A 9,901-nucleotide genomic window follows, 5' to 3' on the forward strand; every position below is an offset into this window, starting at 1 on the left:
AGGGGCGGGTCGCTTCAACATGACCCAGTGAATCAAAAACCCCCGGCAAAAGCCAGGGGTTTGTCAGCAATCTGAGGCGGGATAAATCCCGCCTTCCCATTTCGGTAGCCTGATTGGGAGCATCCGGTCCGGGCTGGCAGCTATCTGCTGTTCCAGCTTGTCGGCTCTTTCCGCTCCGGCGCGCTTCTCGCGCGACCGTCAGTACATCCGTGACTTGCCGCGCGCCCCGAACTCTCGTCCGGCGCGCGCCATTTTCAAAATCAGGCTGCCTTGCTCAGAGAACCAGCGGACGACTTGCCAGTGCGGCGGTCCTGCTCGATCTCGAAGTTGATCTTCTGGCCTTCGACCAGGGTCGACAGTCCAGCGCGCTCAACAGCCGAGATGTGGACGAAAACGTCCGCGCCGCCGCTGTCAGGCTGGATGAAGCCGAAACCCTTGGTGGCGTTGAACCACTTGACCGTTCCAGTTGCCATAAAAATAGTCCTTCACATTTGCTTTGGTATGACCGGACCGAAGTCCAGCCGGTGTGCATCGAGATTTTGGAGATAGACGTCAGCAAACGCGAAGATCGCGAGGCCCGGATCGATCGGCCGAAATATCAATGGGGCTGATATAGGCTGCTTTCGCACAAAAAACAAGACTGCGTGAAAACGTCGTGATCCGGGGCCGCCCAACGGCCGCCCCAATCTGGTGAAACCGTGGCGCAAGATCGTGCCGTCCCGGGCGGCGGATCGAGGGGAGAGCGACCATGAAAACCATCCTGCTTGCCGCCTGCCTCACGCTGGTGGCCGCCCAGGCGCAAGCGATCTCGCGCTACGACCCGACACATCTGAGCTGCGGCAAGGTCCAGTCGACGATCGCGCGCCAAGGTGCGGTTATCCTTCGCTATCAGTCGAAGCGGGTGCCGGGGCTGCCGCTCTATGACCGCTATGTGCAGAGCCAGCAGTTCTGCACCATGGGCGAGGTGCGGACACGCGCCTATGTGCCGAGCGCCGACACCAAGTCCTGCCCGGTGTACAACTGCAAGCGGCCGGACAATGAGCATTTCAGGCATCGATTCATCCGGCGCCATTAGCACCCGGGAGCGGCTTACTGCTGTCAGAAGCCGAAGGACACCTGCGCCGGCGGCGGAGGGCCGACATGCACGCCTTCCATGGCCAGCATTTTTTCCTTGGTGGTCGAGCCGCCGGGCGCCGAGAAGCCGCCGATCTTGCCGCCGGCGGCAAGGATGCGATGGCACGGGATGACCAGCGGCACCGGATTGGCGCCAAGGGCCGCCCCTGTTTCGCGCGGCAGGCCGGCATGGCCGGCGCGCTTGGCGAGTTCGCCATAGGTGGTGGTTTCGCCGTAGCCGAGCTTTCGTGCCGCGTCGTAGATGGCGAGACGGAAATCGTCGATGCCGTCGAGGTCGACGGGAAAGCCGGTGAAATCGACGTCCTCGCCCGCGGCGTAAGCCTTGATCGAGGCGATCAGTTCGACCACCCATGACGGCTGGGCCGTGGAGGCGGAAATACCGGCATGGCGCATCAGCCGCCGCTCCACCGCTTCGCGGCTGCGTTCGGGCAGGCAAAGCCGGATCAGGCCCTTTTCGCTCCAGGCGATGCCCATGAAACCGATCACTGTTTCTAACACTGCGTGGCCGGCCGTGATCGAAGATGTCGTTTCCATGCTGCGCTCCTTTCCGCAAAGCGGCGAAATCCGGGATTCCTGCCGGTACATATCAGGAACAATATGGCATCGCTGCCTGCATCCCGCCACCCGAAAACCACCAGATGGCCCCGATTGCTACCCAGGAATCGCTGGTGTAAGGAAAATCTTAACACCCGACAAACCGGACACCGAACGCGGCTTGCCAGCAAAACAAACCCTTATCGCCATCGGCATGATCGTGGCGGCTGCCGGCATCAGCGGCTGCACCTCGACCTCGCAGATGAAGGCCGCGCCGTCGCTGACCGAAACCGCGACCGTCGCCGGTAGCGATGCCGGCTTCACCATCCCCTTGCCGGAGACGGTTTCGGTGCTGCCGCAATCCTCCGGAATCAGCCCCGTCCAGACCGCCGAGTCGACCCCCAGCCCGGCCACGCCTGCCCTCGATGCCGTCGCCCAGCCGGCCGCGGCGACCGCGGCCTTTGCCGGGGCGACCCCAACCGCGCCTGCCGTGCCCGCCGTGATGGCCGCCAATGCCTGGCAGGCGCCGGCCCCGGCGAAAGCCGGCCGGCCGATCCAGTCGGCGGAGACCTATACGACCGCCGGGCTCATCGTGCCGGCGGTTGCCAAGGGCGGCCAGAAACTGCCTGGCGTGCAGCAGGTGGCCTATGTCGTGCCGCAGAACCCTGCCGCCCTGGTGCAGTTCCCGTCGGAGCCGGTCGAGCCGGAGCAGCATGCGACCGGCATGCGCGGCGACGTCGACCGGCTGATCGTCAAATACGCCGCCTTCTACCAGGTGCCGGTGGATCTGGTGCGCCATGTCGTCAACCGCGAAAGCACCTACAATCCCAAGGCCTACAATAACGGCCATTGGGGGCTGATGCAGATCAAGCACGCGACGGCGCGCGGCATGGGCTATGATGGGCCGGCCAAGGGCCTGTTCGACGCGGAGACCAACCTCAAATACGCGGTCAAATATCTGCGCGGCGCCTGGCTGGTGTCCAACGGCAACGCCAAGAAGGCCGACTGGCTCTACCAGACCGGCTATTATTTCGACGCCAAGCGCAAGGGCCTGCTCGAGGCGACCGGCCTCGGCGTCGACCGCAAGCGCGGGCGCCTTCAGCCCGACGCCTGAGCGCGATGCCCGAACCGCGCCCGCCGGCTCCGAACGACATCCGGCTGCGCAAGATCCTCGACGAGACACTCGTTCCACCGCATTGGCCGGACGGCTTCGTCATGCGCTCGTTCGAGCGCGGCGACGCGCTGCCCCTGCATGCGTTGCTGGGCGAAGTGTTCGACGACGGCACGGACGGCCCCTTCGACGAATGGTGGCCGCGCATATCCGAAGATCCCCAATTCGACCCGGCGCTGTGTTTCCTCGTCATCGACGCCAAGGGCAGGCTGGCGGCGGCTGCACTGTGCTGGAGCTCGGCGTTCGTCAAGGATCTGGCCGTTCATCCAGAAGCGCGCGGCAAGGGTGTCGGCGAAGCGCTGATGTGGCACGCCTTCGCTATTTTTCGCGACCGGGGCGCCGCCCATGTCGACCTCAAGACCAATACGCTCGAGAACCCCGCCGCCGTGCGGCTCTACGAGCGGCTGGGCATGAGGCCCGTCGCCTGGGAAGGCTGACTGGCGGCGATGGCTGTTCGGGAACCCAAGGCGCTGCTCCGCATTCAATGAACGGTGGGGTCTGACCGGCTGCCGGTGCCGTGCGCCGCCGGCTGCCAAGGGAGATCCGCCGCGATGAAGCTTTTCCACGCATGGCTGGCGTTGAGCGTCGTTGTCGTGCTCGCGGCGGGTCCGGCGCGCGCGGTCGAGCTGTCGATCGTGTCGGGCGACACCGGCAACGGCCTCAAGGTGCTGCGCGAGATCCTCGACCGCTATGAGAAGGAGAGCGGCGACACGGTCACCATCGTCGCCATGCCGTCGTCGGGGACCGACCAGTTCGGCCAGTACAGGCTGTGGCTCGCTGCCGGCAACAGCGACGTCGACGTCTACCAGACCGATGTCATCTGGGCGCCGCAGCTCGCCAGCCAGTTCGTCGACCTGACCCAGGCGACCAGGGATGTCGTGGCCAGGCATTTCCCGTCGATCATCCAGTCGCAGACCGTCGACGGCAGGCTGGTGGCGCTGCCGATCTTCACCGATGCGCCGGCGCTCTATTACCGCAAGGACCTGCTCGACAAATACGGCGCCAAGGTGCCGGCCACCTGGAAGGAGCTGGGTGACACCGCCAGGCTGGTGATGGACAAGGAGCGGGCGTCGGGCAACAGGGATATCTGGGGTTTCGTCTTCCAGGGCAACGCCTATGAGGGGCTGACCTGCGACGCGTTCGAATGGGTGGTGTCGAATGGCGGCGGCCATATCGTCGAGCCGGATGGCGCGATTTCAATCAACAACCCCCAGGCGGCGGCCGCGCTCGACATGGCCAAGGCCTGGATCGGCACCATCGCGCCGCCCGGCGTGCTCGCCTACCAGGAAGAGGAGGCGCGCGGCGTGTGGCAGACCGGCAATGCGGTCTTCATGCGCAGCTGGCCCTATGCCTATGCGCTGGGCAACAGCCAGGGGTCGCCGATCAAGGGCAAGTTCGATGTCGCACCGCTGCCGGCGGGCACGGGCGAGGGCGCCCGGCCGGCGGCGACGCTCGGCGGCTGGAACCTCGCGGTCTCGAAATATTCCAAGCACCCGGATGCGGCGATCGAGCTGGTCAAGTTCATCGCCTCGCCGGCAATGCAGAAATACCGCACGCTCAAGACCGCCAACCTGCCGACCATCCAGGCGCTCTATGACGATGCCGACATCGCCCGGCAACAGCCGATCATTCCACACTGGAAGGAGGTCTTCCTCAATGCCGAGCCACGGCCCTCGGCGGTGACCAGGAACAAGTACAACGAGGCGTCGAGCCAGTTCTGGAACGCCGTCCACAAGACCTTGTCCGGCGAGGGCAGCGCCGCCGACAATCTGGCCGACCTCGAAGCGACGCTGACCCGGCTGAAAGGCAAGGGCTGGTGAGCGCGCACCCGGCCGATGCGCGCTCTGGTTCGAGCCTGACGCGCCAGCGTGTGCGCTCGGCATGGCTGTTTCTGGCGCCGATGCTTGTGGTGCTCGCCGCCGCTGCCGGCTGGCCGCTGGCGCGCACGGTCTATTTCAGCTTCACCGACGCCTCGCTGTCAGACCTCGACGCCCGGCAATGGGTCGGCTTGGCCAATTACGTCTCGGTGCTGCGCATGCCGAGCGGGCGGGTCATCTATGACGGGCTGCTTCTCGACCCGGTCTGGTGGGGCGCCGTTTGGAACACGGTGCGGTTCGCGGTGGTTTCGGTGACCTGCGAGACGATCCTCGGCATGGTCGTCGCCCTGGTGCTCAACGCCGAATTCCCCGGCCGCGGCATCGTCAGGGCGGCGATCCTCATCCCCTGGGCGATCCCGACCATCGTCTCGGCGAAGATGTGGCAGTGGATGCTGAACGACCAGTTCGGCATCATCAATGTCATGCTCGTCAACCTCGGGCTGATCGACCACAAGATCGCCTGGACCGCCAGCGCCGACACGGCGATGGCGGCGGTGCTGATCGTCGACATCTGGAAGACGACGCCCTTCATGGCGCTGCTGATCCTTGCCGCGCTGCAGATGCTGCCGCGCGAGATCATCGAGGTCGCCAGGCTGGACGGCGCCAATCCCTGGCAGATCTTCTGGCGCGTGACCTTGCCGCTGATCCGCCCGGCGGTGATGGTGGCGGTGATCTTCCGCGCGCTCGATGCGCTGCGCATCTTCGACCTGATCTATGTGCTGACGCCCAACAATGCGCACACCAAGTCGATGTCGGTGTTCGCCCGCGAGAACCTGTTCGAGTTCGACAAGTTCGCCTATGGCTCGGCCGCCTCGACCCTGCTCTTCCTCATTCTCGCTCTGCTTACCATGCTCACCATCCGCATCGGCCGGCTAAGCCTGGACGGAGGCCGCTGAGATGTGGCTGCTGAAGCGCATGGGCTTTTATCTGCTGGTCGGAGCAATCGTGCTCATCGCGGTGTTCCCGTTCTATTACGCCATCGTCACCAGCCTGAAATCGGGGACCGAGCTGTTCCATGCCGACCTGTGGCCGAAGGCGCCCAGCCTCGGCAATTACCGCAACGTGCTGGCCGAAGGCGCCTTCCTGCGCAACCTGCTGAACTCGCTGGTGGTTTCGGGTGCGGTGGTGGCGCTGTCGCTGTTCCTCGGCGTCACCGCGGCCTACGCGCTGGCGCGTATCCGTTTTCGCGGCCGCCCGGCATTGCTGTTCGCCATCCTGTCGGTCTCGATGTTCCCGCAGGTGGCGGTGCTGGCCGGGCTGTTCGAGCTGGTGCGGCTGTTCGGCCTCTACAATTCCCTCCTCGCGCTGATCTTCTCCTACATGATCTTCACGCTGCCGTTCACCGTCTGGGTGCTCACCGCTTTCGTGCGCGACCTGCCGGTGGAGGTCGAGGAGGCGGCGATCCTCGATGGCGCGACGCCGTGGATCATCATCACGCGCATCTTCCTGCCGCTGATGTGGCCGGCGCTGGCGACCACCGGGCTGCTGGCCTTCATCGGTGCCTGGAACGAGTTCCTGTTTGCGCTGACCTTCACCTCCAACGACGCGCGGCGGACCGTGCCGGTGGCGATCGCGCTGCTTTCGGGCAATTCGCAGTTCGAAATCCCCTGGGGCAACATCATGGCCGCCTCGGTGATCGTCACGGTGCCGCTGGTGGTGCTGGTGCTGATCTTCCAGCGCAAGATCGTCTCCGGCCTCACTGCCGGCGGGGTCAAGGGGTGAGGAGTGGTCGGCGAAGCCGATCAATCGACAACGATTTGTCGATTGAAGCGACGAACGCCCGAAGCCATAGCGGAGGGCAGGGCATCCTCAGATATCGGGCGCGTTGCCGATTTTCTGCTTGATCTCCAGCGCCCAGGCGCGGCCCTCGTCGCCACCCCATAAGAGCCAGGCGATGGTGCCGGCCGAAGGGTTTTCCTCATTGCCGTAATTCTTGCCGCGCTTGTCGACCTCGTGGCGGGCGAAGTAGCTGACGATGCGGCGGATGGTGGAAGGCGCCAGCTTCTCCCGGTTCTTCAGCTCCGTCGCCCGCGCCACGCCGATCTCGGTGCCGCCACGGCCGAACTGCTTGCGCAGCCGCAGGCCCTTGGCGGCATTGTTGGCCACCACTTGCGGGCAGCGCAGGTCGATCTCGTCGGCTTCGTGCATTCTTCTCTCCACTCGCAGCTGTAGCCGATAACGGGTATGTGGCAAGGCCGGGCCTGTCCCGATGCGAAATGTCGGGACCGGTTCCGGCCAAACGTCCTTGGGTCGCAGAGCAACCGCGCCGGGACGCCGGCGCGCGGAACCAAGGAGCCGATCATGATCACCTTTCCCAACGAATCCGCCAGATACCGCACCGCGCGCGAAAGGCTGCTGAAGAAGGAAATCGAGCTGCGCCGGGCCATGGAAGCCGTGGCCGAGGCGCGCCGCGCGCTGCCGCCGGGCGGGCTGGTGCCGCAGGATTATGTATTCGACGGCCTCGATGAAGCCGGCAAGCCCGCCAGGATAAAACTGTCGGAGCTGTTCGCGCCCGGCAAGAACACGCTGATCCTCTACAACATGATGTTCCCGCGCCATCCGCGGGAGACACGCGACGTCGCGACCAGCGGCGGTACCGCGAAGCTCGCCCGGCCCGACCAGCCATGCCCGTCCTGCACCGCCCTGCTCGACCAGTTCGACGGCGCGGTCGGCCATCTCGAAGCGGCCGGCTTCAACTTCGCCGTGGTGGCCAAGACGGCGCTGGAAAACCTCGTCACGCTCGGCCGCGATCGCGGCTGGCGCAACATGCGGCTGGTGTCGTCGGCCAACAACAGCTTCAAGCGCGACTACAATGCCGAGGACGCGGACGGCGCGCAGATCCCGCTGCTGTCGGTGTTCCACCGCGATGCTGACGGCATCAGGCATTTCTGGTCGTCGGAACTCGGCTTCGCGCCGACCGAACCCGGCCAGGACCCGCGCGCCATCGGCACCTGCGAGATCCTGTGGAACCTGATGGATTTCACGCCGGAAGGCCGGCCGAATTTCGGCGAGCAACTGCAATATGGCGAGGCGTGCTGCCACTGAAGTCGCTCAGTCCGCACGCTTCGTTCCGAGTGGCTCTTCAGCACATGGTCGCCATCGGCCTGTTCGATGAGGCAGGCGTGGTCGTCGGGCGATGCCTTGTGTTTGACCCGTGTCCTTGATCCGCGCATCACGTGGCTGCTGGAACTCTCACTCAAGTCGGCCGGAACATCGGAACATCCGCTGCATTGATAGGAGACGGTTTGCGACCCGCTTCACGGATTAGACGTGCGCCCTGCAGTTAAAGACGTATGGGACTTGGTGCGAGAAAGCGTGGTTGGCTTTGTCAACGACAATGCCCTTAGCCATGGCGCGGCGATGGCGTTTTATGCCGCCACGTCTCTGGCCCCGGTCCTGATAATCGTCGTTGCGATTGCCGGCATCGCTTTTGGTCATGACGCGGCACAGTTGGCCTTGTCTGCTCAGATATCGGGGCTGATGGGCCGGGAAAGCGCGGCGCTGCTTCAGACGGCGCTCGAAGGGGCATCCAGCAAATCATCGGGGACCCTGGCCGCCCTCATCGGCGTGGCCACTCTGCTCGTCACCGCCTCCGCGGTGTTCGGCGAGATGCAGCAGGCTCTGAATGCAATATGGAAGGTTGAAGCGAAAGGGGATTCGCTGTCGCGTCTCTTGCGCGCGCGTGCGGCAAGTCTGGGCCTGGTCGCCGCCCTCGGCTTTATGTTGCTGGTATCCCTGGCGGCGAGCGCGGCGATCTCGGCTCTGGGCAGCGTGATCAGCGCTTATCTGCCGTTCGGCCAATTTGTTCTGAGCGCCATCAACACCCTGATTTCCTTTTCCCTGATCTCGGTGATGTTTGCCGCGATCTACAAAGTGCTGCCGGACCGTGCCTTGCAGTGGCGGGATGTCGGGATCGGTGCCGTGGTGACCGCCGCGCTGTTCACGTTGGGAAAGTCGCTTATCGGCTGGTATATCGGCACGAGTGCGATCGCATCGTCCTATGGTGCGGCCGGAGGGCTGCTCGTCATACTGCTCTGGGTCTATTATTCATCGGAAATCTTTCTGCTCGGTGCGGAGTTGACGCGCGCCTATTCCGTTCGACGGGGGAGCAGATCCGACCTGGACGGGTTGGTTCAAAATGCTCCGGCTCCGGAAAGCCTTGTTCCAATGCACCGAAGCCCCGGCTCTTCGGGCTTCGTCCCCTTGTTGGCGGTGGCGTGCGTGAGCGCGACGATGACAGCCTTTCTGCTGGGGCCTCGTCGTCCGTAGATCCTGCCGCGGTCGCAAGGCTGCTTTCCCTTCTACGGCGCGACGAGAAGGGATACGGCTGGCAACCTCGCCGCATCTGCGGCGTTGGACTCCTCGAGGGAACCATTCCGATCGGAGACGCCAGATGAAAATGCTCCTGACCATGGCCGCCGTCGCGCTGACCGCCGTCGCGCCCGCCGCCCTTGCCCAGACGAACGGCACCAATTCGAACGCCGTCGCGCCCATGTTGCCCGACAGCAAGGTCGACACCCCGACCTTTGTCGGCACCGTGCCCAGTGCCAATGAATTCGAGATCCAGTCGAGCCGGCTCGCCGAACAGAAATCCGCCTCGGCGGACGTCAAGGCCTTCGCCGGCCAGATGATCAAGGACCACACCAAGGCCGGCGAGGACTTCAAGCAGGCGCTGAGCAAGGGGCAGACCACCGCCTCGATCAAGCCCGCCGGACCCGCGCTGCAGCCCAAGGACCAGCAGATGCTGGACCAGCTGAAAGCCGCCAGCGGCAAGGCGTTCGATGAGAAATACGTCATGATGCAGACTGAGGCCCACAAGCAGGCGGTCGCCCTGTTCAGCACCTATGCGAAATCGGGCGACGACCCCGCGCTGAAGGAATTCGCGAAGAAGACGCTGCCCGTGTTGAAGATGCACGAGAAGCACGTGAAGGAGCTCGGCGCGGCGCATTAGGGGCTGGGCTGGATCAAGCTGGCGCCCTACGGCGCCCCCCCTCTGTCCTGCCGGACATCTCCCCCACGAGGGGGGAGATTGGCTGTCATCGCTGCCTTCGCCAATTTTCAACATTGCCAGGAAGAGAGCCGGCGCCAAAGCTGCCAATCTCCCCACCCGTGGGGGAGATGTCCGGCAGGACAGAGGGGGGCGCCGTAGGGCGCTACGTCGGTACGCCCAGGCAAAACGCGCAAC

The 9,901-nt window shown here is 64.7% G+C and carries 12 protein-coding genes and 1 pseudogene; 10 read left to right on the top strand and 3 right to left on the bottom strand.

Going from position 1 to position 9,901, the window contains the following annotated elements; translation table 11 throughout:
• Window positions 1-260 precede the first annotated feature (260 nt).
• On the bottom strand, window positions 261-473 hold the full coding sequence (locus LB557_RS31205) for a cold-shock protein (protein ID WP_015316174.1): 213 nt from the start codon (window positions 471-473) through the stop codon (window positions 261-263).
• A gap of 275 nt (window positions 474-748) precedes the next feature.
• Here LB557_RS31205 and LB557_RS31210 point away from each other — a divergent pair, with 275 nt between their 5' ends.
• Window positions 749-1,075, top strand: coding sequence for a hypothetical protein (locus LB557_RS31210; protein ID WP_224643916.1), 327 nt, complete (start codon window positions 749-751; stop codon window positions 1,073-1,075).
• A gap of 23 nt (window positions 1,076-1,098) precedes the next feature.
• Here the strand turns inward: LB557_RS31210 and LB557_RS31215 are convergent, their stop codons facing one another.
• Window positions 1,099-1,668 carry a methylated-DNA--[protein]-cysteine S-methyltransferase gene (locus tag LB557_RS31215; RefSeq protein ID WP_140617758.1) on the bottom strand — a complete coding sequence of 190 codons (570 nt, stop codon included), beginning with the start codon at window positions 1,666-1,668 and terminating at the stop codon, window positions 1,099-1,101.
• A gap of 181 nt (window positions 1,669-1,849) precedes the next feature.
• On the opposite strand from LB557_RS31215, the gene LB557_RS31220 reads away from it, so the two are divergent.
• The 5 genes from LB557_RS31220 (at window position 1,850) to LB557_RS31240 (ending at window position 6,438) form a co-directional block, all read left to right on the top strand.
• Window positions 1,850-2,782, top strand: coding sequence for a lytic transglycosylase domain-containing protein (locus tag LB557_RS31220; RefSeq protein ID WP_224643917.1), 933 nt, complete (start codon window positions 1,850-1,852; stop codon window positions 2,780-2,782).
• A gap of 5 nt (window positions 2,783-2,787) precedes the next feature.
• Window positions 2,788-3,276, top strand: coding sequence for a GNAT family N-acetyltransferase (locus LB557_RS31225; RefSeq protein WP_140617760.1), 489 nt, complete (start codon window positions 2,788-2,790; stop codon window positions 3,274-3,276).
• A gap of 114 nt (window positions 3,277-3,390) precedes the next feature.
• The gene (locus tag LB557_RS31230) at window positions 3,391-4,659 is read left to right on the top strand and encodes an ABC transporter substrate-binding protein (RefSeq protein WP_224643918.1); all 1,269 of its coding nucleotides are present in this window, start codon (window positions 3,391-3,393) and stop codon (window positions 4,657-4,659) included.
• Between the two features lie 80 nt (window positions 4,660-4,739).
• Window positions 4,740-5,612 carry a carbohydrate ABC transporter permease gene (locus LB557_RS31235; protein WP_224643935.1) on the top strand — a complete coding sequence of 291 codons (873 nt, stop codon included), beginning with the start codon at window positions 4,740-4,742 and terminating at the stop codon, window positions 5,610-5,612.
• A gap of 1 nt (window position 5,613) precedes the next feature.
• Complete coding sequence (locus LB557_RS31240; RefSeq protein WP_224643919.1) at window positions 5,614-6,438, top strand: carbohydrate ABC transporter permease; 825 nt, start codon at window positions 5,614-5,616, stop codon at window positions 6,436-6,438.
• A gap of 87 nt (window positions 6,439-6,525) precedes the next feature.
• Here the strand turns inward: LB557_RS31240 and LB557_RS31245 are convergent, their stop codons facing one another.
• Window positions 6,526-6,864: a hypothetical protein gene (locus LB557_RS31245; protein WP_224643920.1), complete on the bottom strand. Its 339-nt coding sequence runs from the start codon at window positions 6,862-6,864 to the stop codon at window positions 6,526-6,528.
• A gap of 153 nt (window positions 6,865-7,017) precedes the next feature.
• Between LB557_RS31245 and LB557_RS31250 the strand changes: the two genes are divergently transcribed.
• The 4 genes and pseudogenes from LB557_RS31250 to LB557_RS31930 all read left to right on the top strand — a co-directional run.
• Window positions 7,018-7,761: a DUF899 family protein gene (locus LB557_RS31250; RefSeq protein ID WP_224643921.1), complete on the top strand. Its 744-nt coding sequence runs from the start codon at window positions 7,018-7,020 to the stop codon at window positions 7,759-7,761.
• Window positions 7,762-8,031: 270 nt separating this feature from the next.
• Entirely contained in the window at window positions 8,032-8,985 is a 954-nt protein-coding gene (locus tag LB557_RS31255) for a YihY/virulence factor BrkB family protein (RefSeq protein ID WP_411970589.1), read from the top strand.
• Between the two features lie 124 nt (window positions 8,986-9,109).
• Window positions 9,110-9,667 (top strand): DUF4142 domain-containing protein, encoded by a 558-nt coding sequence (locus LB557_RS31260; RefSeq protein WP_224643923.1) that lies wholly within the window; start codon window positions 9,110-9,112, stop codon window positions 9,665-9,667.
• 8 nt (window positions 9,668-9,675) lie between these two features.
• Window positions 9,676-9,901, top strand: a pseudogene (locus LB557_RS31930) (hypothetical protein); the annotation flags it as partial.

Origin of the sequence: Mesorhizobium sp. BR115XR7A (genome assembly GCF_020165315.1) — a bacterium.
GTDB lineage: Bacteria > Pseudomonadota > Alphaproteobacteria > Rhizobiales > Rhizobiaceae > Mesorhizobium > Mesorhizobium australicum.

Bases quoted from the DNA above. Each gene is read 5' to 3' on its own strand.
- LB557_RS31205 (WP_015316174.1), bottom strand. From the start codon at position 473: ATGGCAACTGGAACGGTCAAGTGGTTCAACGCCACCAAGGGTTTCGGC.
- LB557_RS31210 (WP_224643916.1), top strand. From the start codon at position 749: ATGAAAACCATCCTGCTTGCCGCCTGCCTCACGCTGGTGGCCGCCCAG.
- LB557_RS31215 (WP_140617758.1), bottom strand. From the start codon at position 1,668: ATGGAAACGACATCTTCGATCACGGCCGGCCACGCAGTGTTAGAAACA.
- LB557_RS31225 (WP_140617760.1), top strand. From the start codon at position 2,788: ATGCCCGAACCGCGCCCGCCGGCTCCGAACGACATCCGGCTGCGCAAG.
- LB557_RS31230 (WP_224643918.1), top strand. From the start codon at position 3,391: ATGAAGCTTTTCCACGCATGGCTGGCGTTGAGCGTCGTTGTCGTGCTC.
- LB557_RS31235 (WP_224643935.1), top strand. From the start codon at position 4,740: ATGCTTGTGGTGCTCGCCGCCGCTGCCGGCTGGCCGCTGGCGCGCACG.
- LB557_RS31240 (WP_224643919.1), top strand. From the start codon at position 5,614: ATGTGGCTGCTGAAGCGCATGGGCTTTTATCTGCTGGTCGGAGCAATC.
- LB557_RS31245 (WP_224643920.1), bottom strand. From the start codon at position 6,864: ATGCACGAAGCCGACGAGATCGACCTGCGCTGCCCGCAAGTGGTGGCC.
- LB557_RS31250 (WP_224643921.1), top strand. From the start codon at position 7,018: ATGATCACCTTTCCCAACGAATCCGCCAGATACCGCACCGCGCGCGAA.
- LB557_RS31260 (WP_224643923.1), top strand. From the start codon at position 9,110: ATGAAAATGCTCCTGACCATGGCCGCCGTCGCGCTGACCGCCGTCGCG.